Consider the following 18,297-nt stretch of genomic DNA (forward strand, 5'->3'; position numbering starts at 1 on the left):
TGCTCCGAACGGGTTACGACGGGGTGGGACGGGTTTCAGACCCGTTCGACGAGGTCCGCGATCGAGTCGACCACCTTGGACGGGCGGTACGGGAAGTTCTCGACCTGCTCGGGCCGGGTCAGGCCGGTGAGCACCAGGAAGGTCTGCATCCCGGCCTCGATGCCGGCCAGCACGTCGGTGTCCATGCGGTCGCCGATCATCGCGCTGGTCTCGGAGTGGGCGCCGATCGCGTTGAGTCCGGTGCGCATCATCAGCGGGTTGGGCTTGCCGGCGAAGTACGGCTGCTTGCCGGTCGCCTTGGTGATGAGTGCGGCCACCGCGCCGGTCGCCGGGAGCGGGCCCTCGGTGGAGGGGCCGGTCTCGTCGGGGTTGGTGCAGATGAAGCGGGCTCCGGCGTTGATCAGGCGGACCGCCTTCGTCATGGCCTCGAAGGAGTAGGTGCGGGTCTCGCCGAGGACCACGTAGTCGGGGTCGTGGTCGGTGAGGATGTAGCCGATGTCGTGCAGGGCGGTGGTCAGGCCGGCCTCGCCGATGACGTACGCCGAGCCGCCGGGCCGCTGGTCGTCCAGGAACTTGGCGGTGGCCAGCGCCGAGGTCCAGATGGACTCGATCGGCACCTCCAGCCCCATGCGGCGCAGCCGGGCGTGCAGGTCGCGCGGGGTGTAGATCGAGTTGTTGGTGAGGACCAGGAAGGGCTTGCCGGATTCGCGGAGCCTCTTGATGAAGGCGTCGGCGCCGGGGATCGGCACGCCCTCGTGGATGAGGACCCCGTCCATGTCGGTGAGCCACGACTCGATGGGCCTGCGTTCTGCCATGTGCCAGATCTCCTGCCGTACGCGGTCCTGCGTGCGCCCCAGCCTAGACGGCGGCCCGATCATGGGGAACGGTCGGTTCACCGGTCGGTTCCGGGTCCGTGTCCCCGGTCCGTGCCCCCGGTCCGTCCCCGGGGTCCGCCCCCGGGTCAGCTGCCGGTCGCCTCCTTCCAGGCGTCGACGTACGACGTGAGGTTCTTTTCGATGTCCTCCCAGTCGGGCTCGAAGACCTCCACGCCGTCCATCAGCTTGGTGAGGGCGATGGCGTTGGCGTCGGTGGCCTTGACGTCCTGGCGGGCCGCGAAACCGCCGCCGATCTCGCTGACCTGCGCCTGCGCCTTCTGGCTCAGCATGTGGTCGAGGAGCTTCTTCCCGTTCTCGCTGTGCGGGGCCTTCGTGACCAGGCCGGCCGCGTAGGGCAGGGCGAAGGTGGTGGGCGTGCCGCCCTCGCGGGCCGGGAACCAGATGCCGAGGTTGGGCATGGACTTGGACTGGGCGAAGTTCATCTGGACGTCGCCGTTGGCGACGAGGAGTTCGCCCTTGTCGACCTTGGGTGCGAGCTTGCCGGTGGAGGCGGACGGGCCGACGTTGTTGGCCTGGAGCTTCTTCAGGTACTCCATGGCGGGCTTCTCGCCGCCGAAGTCGTGCATGGCCTTGATGAGGACGGCGGTGCCGTCGCCGGCGACGCCGGGGGTGGAGTACTGGAGCTTGTTCTCGTACTTGCCGTCGAGCAGTTCCTCCCAGGTGGCGGGGGCCTGCTTCAGCTCCTTCCTGTTGTGGATGAACCCGAAGTAGTTGTTGACGACGGCGGTCCAGGTGCCGTTCGCGGCCTTGTCGGCGCCGCTGACCCGGTCCACGCCCGTGGGGGCGTACTTCTGGAGGAGGCCCTTGGTGTCGGCCTGCTGGATGAAGGGCGGGAGGGTGACGAGCACGTCGGCCTGCGGGTTGCGCTTCTCGCGGGCGACGCGCTGCACCATCTCGCCGGAGCCGCCCTCGACGTACTCGACCTTGATGCCGGTCTCCTTCTCGAAGTCCTCGAAGACCTGGTCGTACCAGCCGTCGCCGTTCTCGCCCTTGAGGCCGTCGGCGCTGTAGACGGTGACGACGTTCTCGTCGGAGGCGGCGGTGCCGGTGCCGCAGGCGGTCAGGGGGAGGGCGAGGAGGCAGAGGGCGGCGAGCGGCTTGGCGGCGTTCCTGGGCATGGCGAGGTGGACTCCTTGCGAGGCGGGGCGGTGGGGAAGGAGGGCGGCGGAAGGGCGTCAGCGGTACGAGGCTCTGGTGCGGATCCGGGAGACCGCGAGGAGGACCAGCAGGGTGGCCGCCATCAGGACCACCGCGATCGCCGAGCCGGTGAACAGCGAGCCGCGGTCGGTGGCCGCGTAGATCAGGACGGGCAGCGGGGTCCAGTCGGGCGGGTAGAGCATCATCGTGGCGCTCAGCTCGCCCATGGACAGGGCGAAGCAGAGGCCGGCGGCGGCCGTCAGGGACGGCAGGAGCAGCGGCAGCCTGACCCGCCACAGGACGTACGCCGGACTGGCGCCGAGGGAGGCGGCGGCCTGCTCGTAGGCGGGGTCGAGGCGGGTGATGGCGGCGGAGACGGACTGGTGGGCGAAGGCGGTGACCAGGACCGTGTGGGCGATGATCACGATCCAGCGGGTGCCGTTGAGCAGCATCGGCGGCTGGGAGAAGGCGACCAGGGTGGCGAGGCCGACGACGACGGAGGGCACGGCGAGGGGCAGCACGAACAGGGCGTCGAGCACCTTGCGGTGCCGCTTCCTCAGCGCGGCCGCGGCGAGGGCGGCCCAGGTGCCGGTGGCGAGGGCGAGCAGGCTGGCGGTGACGGCGGTGACCAGGCTGGTGGTGAGCGCCTGGAGGGCCTCGCCGCGGGTGGCTGCCTGGAAGTTGGCGGTGGTCGGGCCGGAGGGCAGGACGCTGGACCAGTTGGTGGCGAAGGAGGCGCCCAGGACGACCAGGAGGGGCAGGGCGAACAGGGGCAGGAAGAGGAGGAGGAAGACCGTCCACACGGCCCACCTCGCCCCGCGGCTATGCACCAGCACGACGGCTCACCACCCGGTAGAGGCCGTAGAGGCCCACGGAGATCAGGACGTTGACGACGGCGACCACGCAGGCGCCCGGGTAGTCGGACTCCAGGATCGCCTTGCCGTAGACGAGCGTCGGCAGGGTCGTGACGCCCTTGGCGCCGGTGAACAGGACGATGCCGAACTCGTTCAGGCACAGGACGAGGACGAGGCTGCCGCCGGCCGCGAGGGCGGGCAGTGCCTCGGGCAGGATGATCCGCCGGATGATGCGCGGCGCGCGGGCGCCCAGGGAACCGGCGGCCTCCAGCTGGGCGGTGTCCAGCTGGGAGAAGGCGGCGAGCAGCGGGCGCATCACGAACGGCGTGAAGTACGTGATCTCCGCGAGCAGCACGCCCCACGGCGTGGTCAGGAACCGGAACGGCCCCTCCGCCGCTCCCGTGACGTCGGTCCAGGCGCCGTTGGCCATGCCGACCGTGCCGTAGACGAAGAGCAGGGCGAGCGTGATCAGGAAGGACGGGAAGGACAGGAAGACGTCGATGAACCGGGACACCGCCTTCGCCCCGGGGAAGGGGACGAAGGCGATGACCAGCGCGAGCACGAACCCGAGCACCAGGCATCCGACGGTGGCGGCCACCGCCAGCCACACGGTGGTCCACAGCGCCTCGCGGAACGCCCCGGAGGCGAAGACGTCGGCGTAGGGCTGGAGCGAGGTGCCGCCGGTGTCGGGCTGGAGGGACTGCTGGACGACGAGGGCGAGGGGGTAGAGGAAGAAGAGGGCGAGGAGGGCCACGGGCGGCAGGGCCCAGACCCAGCCCGGGACCGTGGCACGAATCCCTCCCTCCGTCCCCTTCGCGGCCGGTGTGCTGATCGTCGTACTAGACATGCCCGCCCACCTCGGCCGGCAGCAGCACCGCGTCGTCGGGCGCGAAGCGCAGGGTGACCTCGTCGCCGTGCGCGGGCGGGTCCCGCAGTTCACGGAGGTCGGCCATGACGCGGTGGCCGGCGACGTCGACGTAGAGGCGGTGGGTGGCGCCCCGCCACTGGATCTCCGCCACCGTCCCGGTGAGCCGGTTGGGGCCGTCGCCCTCGCCGAGTCCGACGAGGTGGGGGCGTACGCACAGGGTGGCCGACGCGCCCCGCGCGGCGTTCCCCGTGCCGACCTCGATCTCGGCGCCGGCGAAGGACACTCCTCGGGCGCTCACCGTCACGGGCAGCAGGTTCGCGTTGCCCACGAAGGACGCCGTGAACTCGTTGGCCGGCGCCCGGTACAGCTCGCGCGGGGTGCCGCAGGCCTGGAGGCGGGCCTTGTCCATCACGGCGATCCGGTCGGCGAGGGTCAGCGCCTCCACCTGGTCGTGGGTGACGTACAGGATCGACACGTCGGGCAGCTCGCGGTGCAGTCGCGCCAGTTCGGCGAGCATGCCGGAGCGGAGCTGGGCGTCGAGCGCGGACAGTGGTTCGTCGAGGAGCAGGACGCCGGGCCGGATGGCGAGCGCGCGGGCGATGGCGACGCGCTGCTGCTGGCCGCCGGACAGCTCCCGGGGGTAGCGGCGGGCGTAGGCACCCATGCCGGTCATGTCCAGCGCCTCGGCGACACGGGTGCGGATCTCGGCCCTGGCGGCCTTGCGGGCCTTCAGGCCGAAGGCGACGTTGTCCTCCACCCGCATGTGCGGGAACAGGGCGTACTGCTGGACGACCATGCCGATGCCGCGCCGGTGCGGGGGCAGGCCGGTGACGTCGCGGTCGCCGAGGAAGACCCGCCCCGAGGCGGGCCGTACGAACCCGGCGACCGCCCGCAGCGCGGTGGTCTTGCCGGATCCGGACGGCCCGAGGAGCGCCATGACCTCGCCGGGTTCGACGGTGAGGTCCAGGGCGTCGAGGACGACGTTGCCGTCGTAGGCGACGGTCACCGCGTCGAAACGGATGCCGGTGGGGGCGGGGGTGGTGGGGGTGGTGGGGGTGGTGGTGCCGCTCGTGGCGGTTGTGGGGGCGGCGGTGGCGTGGGTGGCGGTGGGGGTGGTGGCGGGGGTGCCCATCAGCCGGCTCCCCGCAGGAGGGCGGGCAGGTCGGCGACGGAGTCGAGCACGTGGCCGGCGCCCGCCTCGCGGAAGGCGTCGTCGCCGTGCGCCCCGGTGCGCACCCCGGCGACCAGGCCCGCCCCGGCCCGTACGCCGCTGAGCACGTCGTACGAGGTGTCGCCGACGACGGCTGCCTGGTGCACGGCGTCGGCGGCCTTCGTGCGCAGGAAGGCCTCCAGCACCATGTCCGGGTAGGGCCGTCCGCGCCCGCCGGCGTCGGCGGGGCACAGGGTGAGCGGCACCAGGTCGCGCCAGCCGAGCGCGCCGAGGACGGCGTCCTGGGTGACGCGGGCGAAGCCGGTGGTGAGGACGACGGTGCGGCCGTCGGCCGTCAGCTCCTCGACGGCCTCGCGGGCGCCGGGGACGGGGGCGATCAGGCCGCCGTCGACGAGTTCGCCGTACGCCGTTTCGAAGGCGGCGTTGGCGTGCTGGGCGCGGTCCTCGTCGCCGAACAGGTGCCGGAAGACGGAGATCTTGGACTCGCCCATGGTGGCGCGGACGTAGTCGAGCTTCTCGGCGTGGTCGGGGGTGCCGGGTTCGACGCCCAGTTCGCGGGCGGCGGCGATGAAGGCGCGCTCGACGAGGCCGCCGTCGGCGACGGTGGTGCCGGCCATGTCGAGGACGACGAGGCGGATGTCCGTCGGGGTCAAAGTGGTCATGGGTGCTTTCACCAGCCCAGTTCGTTCGCGGTGGTCTCGGCTATCGCGGGTGAGCAGGTCATGCCGCGCCCGCCGGGCCCGGTGACCAGCCACACCCCGTCGCGGACCTGCTGCCGGTGCACGACCCGGCTCTTGTCGGTGCACTGCGCGTACACCCCGGCCCAGCGGCGGCGGATTCTCGGCAGCGGGCGGCCGAGGAGGGACTCGACGACGCCGGTGAGGTGCTCGTAGGGGTCCTCGACGGTGTCGAAGGCGAAGGGGTGCTCGTACTCGTGGGTGTCGCCGATGGTCAGGCCGCCGTCGGCGCGCTGCACCATCAGCAGCTGCATCCTGTGCTCCGCGGCCGTGGCCGGCTGCGGCTGCCGCGCGTTCAGCTCGTCCAGGGCGGGTGAGCCGTACGCCGGGTAGTAGCGGAAGCTGTCGGCGTCGGCGACCGAGGTGGTCAGCGGTTCGCCGAGGGGGTCGGTCTGCATCATCTGGAGGCGGACCCGGCGCACGGGCAGGCCGGGCCCGGCCAGTTCGCGGACGAGGCCGCCGAGCCAGGCGCCGGTGCACAGGACGACGACGTCGCCGGTGTGCGTGTCGCCGTGGTCGTCGCGGACGGCGTTCTCGCCGATGACGTCGCGGACCTCGCGGCCGGGCAGGAAGGTGTACTTCGGGGACCTGAGCAGCTCGGCGCGCAGGGCGAGCTGGGCGGTGCGCGGTTCGACGGCCGCGTCCCGCTCGCAGTACAGCGCGGCGTCGAACTCGCCGCGCAGGGCCGGGTTCAGGGCGCGGGCCTCACCCGGGGTGAGGAGCTTGTGGCCGCGGGCGGCGGCGTCCGGGCGGGCGACGGCCGCCTCGGCGACCGCGCGTTCCAGGTCGCCGCGGACCGGGGTCAGGGAGCCGTTCGGGCGGAAGCCCAGCGCCGGGACCCGGTCGCCGATCTCCTCCCACAGCTCCCGCGCCCGCAGCGCGGTCTCCAGCTCCTCTCCACCCGCGCGGCCACTGACCCAGATCTGGCCGAAATTGCGCAGTGAGGCGCCTCGGGCCTCGGTCTCGCGCTCGATCTGTACGACCTCGTGGCCGCGGTTCACTGCGTGCCAGGCGTGCATGGTGCCCACCACGCCGGCTCCGACGACTATCACTCTCACGACCGCCACGCTCCTTGGCATCGGGGAACCGGAGGAATCCGGCCGACAACGAGAGCGTGAACTGGTCGCCACGTTTGGGCTAGACCCGTTACCTTTTCGTTATACCGGGAGGGTGATGGGTGACGGTGGCACGGCGGTGGGGGCAGCGGTGGTGCGGCGGTGGTTTTCAGCCGCGCAGGTGGGTGGTGAAGGAGAAGCGGTCGCCCCGGTACAGCGTCCGCACGCGTTCCAGCGGGCGGCCCTCCGTGTCGCGGGAGACGCGGTGGATGAGCAGCATCGGCAGGGCCGGCGGGGTGCCGATGAGCAGGGCCTCGCGCGGGGTGGCGAGCACGGTCTCGATGCGTTCGTCGGCGTCACCGAAGGCGATGCCCTGGGCCGCGAGGTGGGCGTAGAAGGAGGAGTCCGGGTCGAAGGCGGTGTCCAGGTCGGGGATGCGGGCCATGGCGACGTAGGTGCTCTCCAGGCCGACCCGCTCGTCGTCCGCGAGCAGCACGCGCTCCAGGTGCCAGACGGGCTCCCCGCGCGTGAGGCCGGTCTCGGCGGCGAGCGCGTCGGGGCAGGGGAAGCGGTCGAGGGTGACGAGCGCGCGGCCGGGGGTGCGGCCCTGGCGCCGGACGCCCTCGGTGTAGCTGGCCAGGGACAGCGGCTGCGCCAGTTTGGGGCCCGCGACAACGGTGCCGCGCCCCTGCCGGCGCAGCTTGCCCTCCAGCACGAGTTCGCGCAGGGCCTGCCGGACGGTCTCGCGGGCGACCTCGTACCGCTCGGAGAGGTCCCGCTCGGTGGGGATGGCGCCGCCCTCCCCCAGTTCGGCGACCAGTCGGTCGATCCGCGCCTTGACGGCGTAGTACTTCGGCACGCGGCCGTGCTCCGGGATCCCGGAGCGGACGGGGGCGCCCGGGGCCTGGTCGTTCGGGTAGTCCACGCAGGGATGGTCGCAGACGGGGGCGGCGGGGGCGCAGGGCGCCCGGGCCTCCGGGCGTCGTCCCAGTGTCCGGACGCTCGCGCCCTGTACCCGCCACCGCCCCGCCCCGCCCCGCCGCGCCACCGCCCCCCCGACCCGTCAGCCGCGCCTGCGGGCCAGCAGTACGGCCGTGCCGCCGGCGGTGACGAGCAGGGCGGCGGCTGCCAGGGCCGCGTCCGCCCGGCCCAGTCCGGTGCCGGCGAGTTCGTCGGCGAACGGGATGCCGGTGCCGCCCTGGTCGTCCGGGGTGGCGGCGGCGGAGGGAGCGGCGGGGTCGGTGCCCTGGCCGGCGGCCGACTGGTCGGCGGAGGCGCCGGTGGAGTCGCCGGTGGAGTCGCCGGTGGGCTTGCCCGCCCGGATGCGGAAGCGGTAGTCGTTCGACTGGCCGATCCACTCGCCGTCGCCGCCCCGGCGCTGGACGACGGCCGCGTTGGCGGTGACCTCGCCCGGTGCGGCGTCGGAGGTGAGCGCGAGCCGGACCTTGACGGTGAGGGTCCTGCCGGGGCCGACGGTGAAGCCGGGGAAGCCCTTCCCTTCGCCGAAGGCGCCGATCAGCTCGTCCCGGTCGGTCGTTTCGAAGCCGACGGGGTGCGGGCGGGCGCCGTCGTAGAACTCCAGGCGGGGCTGCGACGGCTCCAGCGTCCGCCGTTCGTCGACGAGGACGACGACCGGGTGGATGCCCTCGCAGGTACGGGACGTGGTGTTGGTGAGGTCCAGGTACCAGGTGCCGTAGCCGCCGCCCGCCTCGTAGCCGGCGGGGCCGCCGTGGATGCGGGTGGTGAGGGGGAAGGTGTGGTCGTCCGGGGCCGTGCAGGCGGGCAGCGGCGCCTGGGGATCAGCGTACGCGGGAACGGCGGGAACGGCTGGAACGGCGGAAACGACGGACGCGGAGGCCGCGAGGAAGGCGGCTGCCGCCACCAGGCAGGGGGACACGGGCGTGAACAGTCGCATAAACACATGAGCGTGCCGATGGAACGCTGCTTCGGGCACCGCCATTCGGGCCATGACGCCCGGACGGAGGACACGCACCCCTCGATCGGCGACCGAACGGCACTCCGAGCGGCACCGTTTGCGCCAGGCGGCACGAAAGTGGCGCGATCACGCGTTGCCGCTCCGCTCAGCGAGCCGCAGCCTGTGGGCGGGAGCGCTCCCACAGCTCGCCCCCGCCATACCGGAAGAGGACCCATGGACGCTCTAGGTTGTCATATACACGCCAGTTTTATCCGGCGCCGCCTACCGCTTCTCCTGACCACTCTCACCACGGCTCTCCTGCTGATCACCCTGATCCCCGCGCCCTCCGCATCGGCGGCAGCGAAGGCGTCGCCCTCCGTCCCCCTCCCCTCCCTCAGTGCCACCACCACCCAGGTCGCCTCCGGGCTGAGACGGCCGACCGCCCTCGTCGCCCCCGACGACGGCACGGAGCGGCTGTTCATCACCGAGAAGCGCGGCACCGTCCGCGCCTACCACCCGGACACCGGCCTGGCCGGGACCCCGCTGATCGACATCACCTCGGCCGTGGACGAGTCGGGCAACGAGCGCGGCCTGCTCGGCATCGCCCTGCCGCCCGACTTCGCCGACAGCCAGGACCTGTATCTGGCGTACACGGCGCTCCCCGACGGCGCGGTCACCCTCGCCCGCTACCGGCTCGACGAGTCCCGCCTGGAGGTCCTGCTCTCCCAGGAGCACGCCGAGTACAGCAACCACAACGGCGGGCAGCTCGCGTTCGGCCCCGACGGTCACCTGTACTGGAGCATCGGCGACGGCGGCGGCTCCGGCGACCCCTTCGACGCCGGTCAGCGGCTCGACACCCTGCTGGGCAAGATCATGCGCGTCGACGTGAGCCGCGCCTGCGCCCCGCTCGCCTACTGCGTCCCCGCCGACAACCCCTTCGTGGGCACCCCCGGCGCCCGTGAGGAGATCTGGCTGTACGGGCTGCGCAACCCGTGGCGCTTCTCCTTCGACGCCGCCGACGGCTCGCTGTGGATCGGCGACGTCGGCCAGGGCCACTGGGAGGAGATCGACCACATCGCCGCCGGCCGGGGCGGACTGAACCTCGGCTGGTCCTGCTACGAGGGGCTGGAGAAGTTCACCGGCGGGGACTGCGTGCCCGGCCAGGAGTACACCGAGCCGGTCTTCACCTACTCCCCCTACACCGGAGGCTGCTCGGTCATCGGCGGCCACGTCTACCGGGGCGAGCGGTACGCCGGCCTGGTCGGCGGCACCTACATCGCCACCGACTACTGCTCGTCCACCGTCTGGGCGCTGCGCCCCGACGGCCGGGGCGGCTACGAGCAGGCCGAGATCGGCAACATGCCCACCCAGGTGACGAACATCGGCACCACGGTGGACGGCGAGTTCTACGTGGTGAACGACCTGCCCGGCGGCCTGCACCGGGTGTCGTTCGCGCGGGAGGAGCCCACCTGCCGGGTGGACCGCACGGTGACGTCCTGGGGCACCGGCTCGACGGTGGACCTCACCGTCACCAACACCGGTGACGCCCCGGTGAACGGCTGGACGCTCGAGTTCACGCTGCCCCTCGGGCAGACCGTCGTCTCCGACTGGAACACGGAGCTGACGCAGCTGAGCAACACGGTCTCGGCGGGCAGCGCCGCGCACAACGCCACGATCGCGCCGGGCGCGAGCGTCACACTGGGCTACCTCGTCGGACACACCGGTGACGCGTCGCCGCCGCCGCGGTTCATGCTCAACGGGGACGCGTGCGCGGTGGGCCGCTGAGCGACGGTGCCGGTGCCGGTTTCTCTGTGCCGTGCCCGGTGCCTGTTCTCGGAGCCGGTGCCGGTGCCGGTGCCGGTGCTCGGTGCTCGGTGCCGGTGCCCGGCGCGGTACGCCGCTCCGCGCGCCGGCGTACGGTCCCGCAGGCTGTCGGCGGGAGAACCGGGCCGGGTCCGGGGCGCTGCCTTCGTCAGGCGTCCCCCCGCCCGAACAGCGGCGCGAGCAGCAGCTGGGCCGCGCCCTCCACCACCCCGCGCGTGCCGCCGGGCGCGATCCGCACCGGTACGGCGGCGTCGTGTCCGCCCTCGCGCCGGGCGCGGGCGTCGAGGACGGCGCCGACGCCGCGGACGAAGACCTCGGGCGCGGCGGCGACGGTACGGCCGCCCAGCAGCACCAGGTCGATGTCCAGCAGCCCGACGAGGTTGGCGGCGCCCGCGCCCAGCACCCGCGCCGCCTCCGCGAGGTCGCCGCGGGCGACGGCACCGAGGCACAGGGCCTCTATGCAGCCGCGGGCGCCGCAGGTGCAGGGCGGCCCGTCCAGCTGGACGACCTGGTGCCCGAACTCCCCGGCGCCGGTCCGGGCGCCCCGGTGCACGCCACCGCGGAAGACGAGGCCGGCGCCGAGCCCCGTACCGAGGTGCAGGTAGGCGAAGGAGCCACCCGCCCCACCGCCGGAGCCACCGCCCGCGCCACCGCCCCCTTCGCCGCCACCCTCGCCGCTCTCGCCGCCCTCGCCGCCTTCGCAGCCGCCCTCACCGTCACCGTCGCGGCCCCCTTCACCGCCGCCATCGTCGCGGCCGCCCTCACCGTGCCGCTCGCCGCCCTCACCGCCCTCGCCCCCGGCCGCGAGGCCGACGGCGAGACCGAGCGCCGCGGCGTTGGTGTCCTTGTCGACGACGACCGGCACCCCGAGCCGCCCCGCCAGCGCGTCCCGCAACGGGAACCCGTCCCACTCCGGGAACCCGGTGACCCTGTGCAGCACGCCCCGGACGTGGTCGAGCGGGCCCGGGAGGGCGACGCCCAGGCCGAGGAGGGTGGGCGCGGCGGCGAGGGATCCCTCCGGCGGGGCCAGGGTGCCGGCGACCAGCTCCCGGGCCGCCCGCGCCACCGCCTCCACCACGGCCGCCGCGCCCGCGCCCAGGTCCAGCGGGGAATGCCGCTCCCCCACCACGGCGCCGTCGAGCTCGACCAGCACGGCCCGCAGCTCGTCCCGGTCCAGGTGGACGCCGAGGGCGTGCCCCGCCCCCGGCACCAGACGCAGCACCGTGCGCGGCTTGCCGCCCGTGGAGGCGCGGCGTCCGGCCTCGGCGGCGAGGCCTTCGTCCCGGAGCCGGGCGGTGATCTTGCTGACGGCCTGCGGGGTGAGCCCGGTCCGCTCGGCGAGTTCGAGCCGGCTGATCCCCTCGGCGCCGGCGGTGCGCAGCAGGTCGAGCACCAGCGCGGTGTTGTGGCTGCGCAGGGCGAGCAGGTTGGCACCGCCCGCCGCGCCCCGCATTCCGCCGCCCCTCGCGGATCCCGCCCCCGCACTCCCGCCCGCACCAGCACCGGCCCTGGCACCGGCACCCGACCCCGCACCGAGCTCCACCCCGAAACCCGTACCGGCACCCGTGCCCGTACCCGTGCCCGTGCCCGTACCGACACCCGTGCCCGTACCCGTACCCGCGCCTCCGCCGTTCGTCCTGTTCACGCCCCCATTGTCTCCGGCGCTTGCACTTTGGCAACACCGTTGCGAAAGTAGGTCGCATGACTGGTACTCCCCCCGGCAATCCCCCTGGCAACGCTCCGCGCGGCCGGCTGCGCGTCGGCCTCGTCGGCTACGGCCTCGCGGGCTCCGTCTTCCACGCCCCGTTGATCGCCGCCACCGAGGGCCTGGCCCTGGACACCGTGGTCACCTCGAACCCCGAACGGCAGCGGCAGGCCCGCGCCGAGTTCCCGGACGTGCGGACCGTCGCCGGCCCCGACGAGCTGTTCGACCGGGCCGCCGAGCTGGACCTGATCGTCATCGCGTCCCCGAACAAGACGCATGTACCGCTCGCGACGAGGGCCCTGGAGGCCGGTCTGCCGGTCGTGGTGGACAAGCCGGTCGCGGGCACGGCGGCCGAGGCGCGGGAGCTGGCGGCGCTGGCCGAGGAGCGGGGCCTGCTGCTCTCCGTCTTCCAGAACCGCCGCTGGGACAACGACTTCCTGACTCTCCGCAAGCTGCTCGCCGAGAACGCGCTGGGCGACGTGTGGCGCTTCGAGTCCCGCTTCGAACGCTGGCGGCCGAAGCCGAAGGGCGGCTGGCGCGAGTCGGGCGACCCGGCAGAGATCGGAGGTCTCCTCTACGACCTCGGCAGCCACGTCGTGGACCAGGCGCTCGTCCTCTTCGGGCCGGCCTCGCAGGTGTACGCCGAGTCCGTCGTCCGGCGCGCGGGCGCGGAGGCGGACGACGACACGTTCATCGCCATCACGCACACCAACGGCGTCCGCTCCCACCTCTACGTCTCCTCGACCGCGGCCCAGCTCGGTCCCCGTTTCCGGGTCCTCGGCTCGCAGGCCGGTTACGTCAAGCACGGCCTGGATCCGCAGGAGGCGGCGCTGCGCGAGGGCAAGCGGCCGGGCCCCGGCTGGGGCGAGGAGGACGAGTCGCTGTGGGGCCGTGTGGGCGCCGGGGAGTCCCCGGTGACCGGCGGCGGCCGCGTGGAGGCGACCGTGGCGGGCGACTACCCCGCCTACTACGCGGCGGTGGCCGACGCCCTGCTGGAGGGCGGCCCGAACCCGGTCGGCGCCCGGGAGGCGGCCGACGCCCTGGACGTACTGGAGGCGGCCCGCCGGTCCGCCCGCGACGGAATGGTGGTCACCCTGTGAGTTCCTCTGCCGACACCGCTGTCCCGACCGTGGAGGAACTGGAGGCGCAGGAACGCCGCCTGGTCTTCCGCCGGTTCACGAACGACGACGCGTGGGCGCTCGGCTCCCTCCTGGTCGAGCTGGCCCGGGAGCGCCGGGCGCCGGTCGCCATCGACATCCACCGTGCCGGCCAGCAGCTCTTCCACGCGGCCCTGCCGGGCTCGGCCCCCGACAACGACGCCTGGATCGCCCGCAAGCGCCGGGTGGTGGAGCGGTGCGGCTCGGCGTCGTACCTGGTGGGTTCCCGTTTCCGCGCCAAGGGCACGACGTTCGAGGAGTCCTCGCGGCTCGACGCGGACACGTACGCGGCGCACGGCGGCTCGTTCCCGGTCACCGTGGCCGATGTCGGTGTGGTCGGCGCGGTGACGGTGTCCGGGCTGCCGCAGGTGGAGGACCACCGGCTCGTCGTGGAGGCGCTGGAACGGTTCCTGGGCGAATAGCCCGACTGGCCCCGGGCGGCGTGATCGGGGAATCACCGGTGGGTACCTGTGGTTGGCAGGCAGGTACGCAGGATGATCACGGCGCCCACCGGAGGGATCGCAACCGATGAACGACGCGACGGCAGCTCTGAAGGAGTCGGTCGGACGGTACGGCGTCTGGAGCGCGCAGCTGCGCTCCAGGGACGCGGAGCACGCCACCGAACGGGCCGAGGCCGTCGCCGAGTTGGAGAAGCTCGGGTTCGGCGCCCTGTGGCTGGGCGGCAACACCTCCGCCCAGCATGCCGCCCCGCTGATCGAGGCGACCTCGCGCATCGTCGTCGGCACCAGCATCCAGAGCATCTGGGAGCACGAGGCCGCCGCCACCGCCGCGGCCTTCGCCGAGCTGGAGGTGGCCCACCCGGGCCGCTTCGTGCTCGGCCTCGGCGTGAGCCACGGCCCGGTTGTGGGCGGGTACAGCCGCCCGTACTCGACGATGGTCGGCTACCTCGACGACCTGGACCGGGCGGGGATGCGGGCCGGGCACCGGGTGCTGGCCGCGCTCGGCCCGAAGATGCTGGAGTTGTCCCGGGACCGGGCGGCGGGCGCGATCCCGTACCTGGTCACCCCGGAGCACACCGCCGAGGCCCGCGAGAGGCTCGGCGAGGGCCCGCTGCTGGCCCCGGAGTTCAAGGTCGTCCTCGACTCCGACCCGGCCCGCGCCCGCGCGACGGCCCGCGCCTACCTCGCCATGTATCTGAAGCTCCCGAACTACACCAGGAACTTCCTCAACCTCGGCTTCAGCGACGCCGACGTCGCCGGCGGCGGCAGCGACCGCCTGATCGACGCGGTCTTCGCCTGGGGCGACGAGGACACGATCCGCGCCCGCGTCGACGCGTTCCACGACGCGGGCGCGGACCACGTGGCCATCCAGGTGGTGGAGGACGACATGGCACCCCTCCCCCGAGAGGCCTGGCGCCGCCTCGCTGCGCTGCTGACGTGAGCTGAGGCGCCCCGAAAGGGGCGCGGGGAACTGCGCGACCAGCCAGCGACGGCCCGCAGCCGACAACGCACCGCGGCCCACGCGCCGCACTCCCCGCGCCCCAGCGGAGCGCCTACGCGTCCTTGAGTTCCTGCCGCTGCCGCCCGAGCCCTTCGATCTCCAGCTCCACGACGTCTCCCGCCCGCAGGTACGGCTTCGGCTCGGGCCGTCCCATCGCCACTCCCGCCGGCGTCCCGGTGTTGATGACGTCACCGGGCCGCAGCACCATGAACTGGCTGACGTACCGCACGACCTCCCCCACGGGGAAGATCTGCTCCGCGGTCGTTCCGTCCTGTTTCAGTTCCCCGTTCACCCACAGCCGCAGTGACAGCCGCTGCGGGTCGGGTACCTCGTCGGCGGTCACCAGCCACGGCCCCAGCGGGTTGAACGTCTCGCAGTTCTTGCCCTTGTCCCAGGTCCCGCCCCGCTCGATCTGGAACTCCCGCTCGGACACGTCGTGGGCGACCGCGTACCCGGCGACGCAGGCGAGGCCTTCCTCGGCCGACTCCAGGTAGCGGGCCGTGCGCCCGATCACGACCGCCAGTTCCACCTCCCAGTCGGTCTTGGCCGAGCCGCGCGGCACGAGCACCGTGTCGTCCGGCCCGACCACCGTGTCCGCCGCCTTGAAGAAGACGACGGGTTCGGCGGGCGGTTCGGCCCCGGTCTCGCGGGCGTGGTCGTGGTAGTTGAGGCCGATGCACACGATCTTGCCGATGCGCCCCACGGGCGGTCCGACGCGCAGTCCGGTGCCGTCCAGGGCGGGCAGCTCACCGGCCTGGGCGGCGGCCCGTATCCGGCCGAGCGCCGCGTCGTCGGCGAGCAGCGTTCCGTCGATGTCCGGCACCACGCCCGACAGGTCTCGCAGGGTCCCGTCGGCGTCGAGCAGTGCGGGACGCTCCGACCCCGCCGTACCGACTCGCAACAGCTTCATGTTCCCCAACTCCTCGATCGCGGGCAGCCCGCCCGATGAGGTGCGCTCTGGATGCGGCAGCGCGCAGCCATCGGAGGACTGGTCGATCGTCCAAGGTCGGGGTGCACTCCGCAAGACCCCGTTCACGTACTGGACCGTAGCCATGCCGTCCGTCCTCGGCTCGCCGGGACATCACCGAGGCGCGTCGGGTGCTTCAGCGGTACAGAAAGGCCCGTTCGGCCGCACTCCACGTCGTGCTGGTGACGACGTACAGGGCGGCGGCCAGGGGCACGACGGCCACGGTGAGGAGCGTGAAGAAGGACATGAACGGCATGACCTTGGTGAGGGTGGCGAGTCCCGGCACCTGTTGTCCGTCTCCGGCCGCCGGCATCGGCCGGTCGGCCATCGTCCGCTTGGTGAGCCGGTAGCTGAAGACGGCGATCCCGGTGACGAACGCGAACAGCGCGACGTACACGAGCCCGGCGTCCCCGGCCGGCCCGCCGTCGCCGAGCGCGTCGGTCCACCGCCCGCCGAGGGGGGCGGCGAGGAGCTGGTGCGTGAGCAGTGTGTTGGCCTGGCCGCCGATGGTGGAGCTGGAGAAGAGGTGGTAGAGGAGGAAGAAGGCGGGCAGCTGGCAGAGGCTGGGCAGGGTGCCCGACAGCGGGGACACCTTCTCTTCGGCGTGCAGTTCGAGCACGGCCCGCTGGAGCTTCTCGGGGTTCCTGGCGTGCTTGCGGCGCAGTTCGGCGATTTTCGGCTGCAGTTCGGTGCGCGCCTTCTGCCCGCGTGCGGCGGCCCGGGACAGGGGGTGGACGAGGAGCCGTACGAGGGCGGTGAACAGGACGATGGCGGCGGCTGCGGCGCTGGTGCCGAAGAGCGGCTGGAGCAGGTCGGCGAGGTGCTCGACCAGGCTGGCGAAAACGGACATGGGTGGGTGAGCCCTCCGGGGGTCTCGTCGTGCCGGGTGAAGGGGTTGGCGGCATGACGACACGACCGGCGCGGGGCCAGGTGTGGGGGGAGCTGTGCCCTACGCGGTGGTCGCCGGGAGGGCGTGTCCGGGCGCTCGGGGCCGGCGGCGGCCGGGGGCGTCGGGGTCGCGTTGGGGCAGGAAGGCGGTGCGCAGGTCCCGGTCTCTGATGGCGGTGCGTACCCGGGTGGGCGGCACGGCGGGTGCGCAGCGCGCGGCGATGACGGCGCAGACGGCGAGTGCGGAACCGGCCGCGGCGGTCGCGGCGAGCGCGACGGTGGCGGAGAGGGTGCCGACGTCGACGGACGCGACGGGGAGGAGTACGAGCAGCAGGACGAGCAGGGTACGCAGGGCGCGCGGCGGGCGCATGAGGCGCAGGGTACGCGGGGCGTCGGCCGGTCCTCGGGTCATCGGCCGCTCCCCCTCTCGTACGCGCGGTTGCCCCAGTTATACAGGAGCTGTGCGGGGCCCGGTACGGGCATCGTCGGGTGCTGTCCCGGCCCGGGTCTCCGGCCTGCGGGTATCTCACCTTTGTCACCTGTCGGCAGTACGGTGTCACCCATGCGCCCCGACACGCCTGCCGAGAACGTCGACCACACCGCCGAGGCGGCACGCCTGGAGCGGACCGCCGGCCTCTATCCGGAGGACGCGGAGGCCCTGCTGCTGCGTGCGGCGGCCCACCTGGAGCTGTCCGGTGACCGCCCTGCCGCGACGAAGCTCTATGACCGCCTGCTGTCCGCCGGTACCGCCTCTGCCGTGCTGGAGAGCCCGTCCCTGGTCCGCGCTCTCAAGGCGTCGAACTTGTGGGAGTACGGCCATGAGGCGGAGGCCCGGGCGATCATCGACGGTGTCCGCGCGTCGTCGCCGCGCGACCCGGCTCCCTGGGTGATCGCGGCCGACGCTCTGGCGGCCCATGACGAGCTGGAGGCGGCGCACGAGACGTTCACGGAGGGCGCCCGCCTCCTTCTGACGGACGTGGCGGAGCCCCCGTACTCGACGTATCCCCTCCTCTACGGCCGTCACCGCGTCCGCCGCATGCTGGGCCTGCCTCATGACGAGTGGGACGCCCTGGCCGACACCCTGCATTCCATGCCGGTCTCTTTGGACGAGTTGCACGATCCGAAGCGTGTCTGGTCGCTGGGGTCGGACGATCCGGCGGACCTGGAGGCGGAGATCTCCCGCCTGCGCGCCGAGCTGGGCGCCTACCGGGAGGCCTTGTCCCGCCCTTTCCCGGTGGCGATGCTCCACTGGCCGGCGGACGAGCTGACGGAGCTCGTCGAGGCGTATCCGCCTCTGGCCGCCGAGTATCCCTCGTACGAGGGGCATGTGGCGGCCATAGAGGCGGCCTTGAGGGAGCTGGCGTCGTCCGGCACTCCGAACCTGGGCGTGGTCCGTGGGACGGTCCCGTCGTACGAGGCGTTCGCGGCGTCGGAGGGCTCGTCTCCGGACGACCCGGCCCTTCTCCCTCAGTACGCGACGACGCTGGCGGCCCGGGGGCGTGCGGTGGCGTGGCCGCCGCAGCGGGGGGCGGCGTGCTGGTGCGGTTCGGGCCGGCCGTACGGGGAGTGTCACGGAACCGGGGCGTGACGGGGCGCGTCTTCCCGCTCGTCTGACGCCGGTGCCGGTCGCGGACGGCGTTCGGGGATGACTGTCGTGCGCTT

Annotated in this window: 18 protein-coding genes; 5 read left to right on the forward strand and 13 right to left on the reverse strand. The window is 73.2% G+C overall.

Going from position 1 to position 18,297, the window contains the following annotated elements; genetic code table 11:
• Positions 1–35: 35 nt before the first annotated feature.
• The 9 genes from ACH4F2_RS02335 to ACH4F2_RS02375 all read right to left on the reverse strand — a co-directional run bounded on the left by ACH4F2_RS02335 (position 36) and on the right by ACH4F2_RS02375 (position 8,633).
• A complete protein-coding gene (locus ACH4F2_RS02335; RefSeq protein ID WP_398130796.1) occupies positions 36–815 on the reverse strand; it encodes an HAD-IIA family hydrolase in 780 nt (259 codons plus the stop codon).
• A gap of 146 nt (positions 816–961) precedes the next feature.
• Positions 962–2,014, reverse strand: coding sequence for a 2-aminoethylphosphonate ABC transporter substrate-binding protein (locus tag ACH4F2_RS02340; protein WP_398130797.1), 1,053 nt, complete (start codon positions 2,012–2,014; stop codon positions 962–964).
• Positions 2,015–2,071: 57 nt separating this feature from the next.
• Positions 2,072–2,869 (reverse strand): ABC transporter permease, encoded by a 798-nt coding sequence (locus ACH4F2_RS02345; protein WP_398130798.1) that lies wholly within the window; start codon positions 2,867–2,869, stop codon positions 2,072–2,074.
• Complete coding sequence (locus ACH4F2_RS02350) at positions 2,856–3,734, reverse strand: 2-aminoethylphosphonate ABC transporter permease subunit (RefSeq protein WP_398130799.1); 879 nt, start codon at positions 3,732–3,734, stop codon at positions 2,856–2,858. The genes ACH4F2_RS02345 and ACH4F2_RS02350 overlap by 14 nt, the downstream gene beginning before the upstream one ends.
• Positions 3,727–4,887 (reverse strand): ABC transporter ATP-binding protein, encoded by a 1,161-nt coding sequence (locus ACH4F2_RS02355; RefSeq protein ID WP_398130800.1) that lies wholly within the window; start codon positions 4,885–4,887, stop codon positions 3,727–3,729. The genes ACH4F2_RS02350 and ACH4F2_RS02355 overlap by 8 nt, the downstream gene beginning before the upstream one ends.
• Complete coding sequence (locus tag ACH4F2_RS02360; RefSeq protein ID WP_398130801.1) at positions 4,887–5,588, reverse strand: HAD family hydrolase; 702 nt, start codon at positions 5,586–5,588, stop codon at positions 4,887–4,889. Before ACH4F2_RS02360 ends, ACH4F2_RS02355 begins: the two co-directional genes overlap by 1 nt.
• 8 nt (positions 5,589–5,596) lie before the next feature.
• A complete protein-coding gene (locus tag ACH4F2_RS02365; RefSeq protein ID WP_398130802.1) occupies positions 5,597–6,721 on the reverse strand; it encodes a TIGR03364 family FAD-dependent oxidoreductase in 1,125 nt (374 codons plus the stop codon).
• A 166-nt stretch (positions 6,722–6,887) separates the two neighbouring features.
• On the reverse strand, positions 6,888–7,643 hold the full coding sequence (locus tag ACH4F2_RS02370) for a GntR family transcriptional regulator (RefSeq protein WP_398130803.1): 756 nt from the start codon (positions 7,641–7,643) through the stop codon (positions 6,888–6,890).
• 138 nt (positions 7,644–7,781) lie between these two features.
• Positions 7,782–8,633 carry a hypothetical protein gene (locus ACH4F2_RS02375; protein ID WP_398130804.1) on the reverse strand — a complete coding sequence of 284 codons (852 nt, stop codon included), beginning with the start codon at positions 8,631–8,633 and terminating at the stop codon, positions 7,782–7,784.
• Between the two features lie 234 nt (positions 8,634–8,867).
• Between ACH4F2_RS02375 and ACH4F2_RS02380 the strand changes: the two genes are divergently transcribed.
• Entirely contained in the window at positions 8,868–10,418 is a 1,551-nt protein-coding gene (locus tag ACH4F2_RS02380) for a PQQ-dependent sugar dehydrogenase (protein WP_398130805.1), read from the forward strand.
• A 187-nt stretch (positions 10,419–10,605) separates the two neighbouring features.
• On the opposite strand, the gene ACH4F2_RS02385 is transcribed toward ACH4F2_RS02380, so the two are convergent.
• Positions 10,606–11,910, reverse strand: a complete 1,305-nt coding sequence (locus ACH4F2_RS02385; protein WP_398130896.1) for an ROK family protein — start codon at positions 11,908–11,910, stop codon at positions 10,606–10,608.
• 248 nt (positions 11,911–12,158) lie between these two features.
• Here ACH4F2_RS02385 and ACH4F2_RS02390 point away from each other — a divergent pair, with 248 nt between their 5' ends.
• From ACH4F2_RS02390 to ACH4F2_RS02400, 3 genes are all read left to right on the forward strand, one after another.
• Complete coding sequence (locus tag ACH4F2_RS02390; protein WP_398130806.1) at positions 12,159–13,262, forward strand: Gfo/Idh/MocA family oxidoreductase; 1,104 nt, start codon at positions 12,159–12,161, stop codon at positions 13,260–13,262.
• On the forward strand, positions 13,259–13,741 hold the full coding sequence (locus ACH4F2_RS02395; protein WP_398130807.1) for a heme-degrading domain-containing protein: 483 nt from the start codon (positions 13,259–13,261) through the stop codon (positions 13,739–13,741). Before ACH4F2_RS02390 ends, ACH4F2_RS02395 begins: the two co-directional genes overlap by 4 nt.
• Before the next feature lie 106 nt (positions 13,742–13,847).
• Positions 13,848–14,720 (forward strand): LLM class F420-dependent oxidoreductase, encoded by an 873-nt coding sequence (locus tag ACH4F2_RS02400; protein ID WP_398130808.1) that lies wholly within the window; start codon positions 13,848–13,850, stop codon positions 14,718–14,720.
• A gap of 112 nt (positions 14,721–14,832) precedes the next feature.
• Here ACH4F2_RS02400 and ACH4F2_RS02405 read toward each other — a convergent pair whose 3' ends face one another.
• The 3 genes from ACH4F2_RS02405 to ACH4F2_RS02415 form a co-directional block, all read right to left on the reverse strand.
• On the reverse strand, positions 14,833–15,690 hold the full coding sequence (locus ACH4F2_RS02405; RefSeq protein WP_398130809.1) for a fumarylacetoacetate hydrolase family protein: 858 nt from the start codon (positions 15,688–15,690) through the stop codon (positions 14,833–14,835).
• 193 nt (positions 15,691–15,883) lie between these two features.
• Positions 15,884–16,597, reverse strand: a complete 714-nt coding sequence (locus ACH4F2_RS02410; protein ID WP_398130810.1) for a YidC/Oxa1 family membrane protein insertase — start codon at positions 16,595–16,597, stop codon at positions 15,884–15,886.
• 99 nt (positions 16,598–16,696) lie between these two features.
• Positions 16,697–17,047, reverse strand: a complete 351-nt coding sequence (locus tag ACH4F2_RS02415) for a DUF6412 domain-containing protein (RefSeq protein ID WP_398130811.1) — start codon at positions 17,045–17,047, stop codon at positions 16,697–16,699.
• A 150-nt stretch (positions 17,048–17,197) separates the two neighbouring features.
• Here ACH4F2_RS02415 and ACH4F2_RS02420 point away from each other — a divergent pair, with 150 nt between their 5' ends.
• Positions 17,198–18,223, forward strand: coding sequence for an SEC-C domain-containing protein (locus tag ACH4F2_RS02420; protein ID WP_398130812.1), 1,026 nt, complete (start codon positions 17,198–17,200; stop codon positions 18,221–18,223).
• Positions 18,224–18,297 lie beyond the last annotated feature (74 nt).

It is taken from the genome of Streptomyces sp. NPDC017890 (assembly GCF_044328675.1).
Classification (GTDB): Bacteria; Actinomycetota; Actinomycetes; order Streptomycetales; family Streptomycetaceae; genus Streptomyces.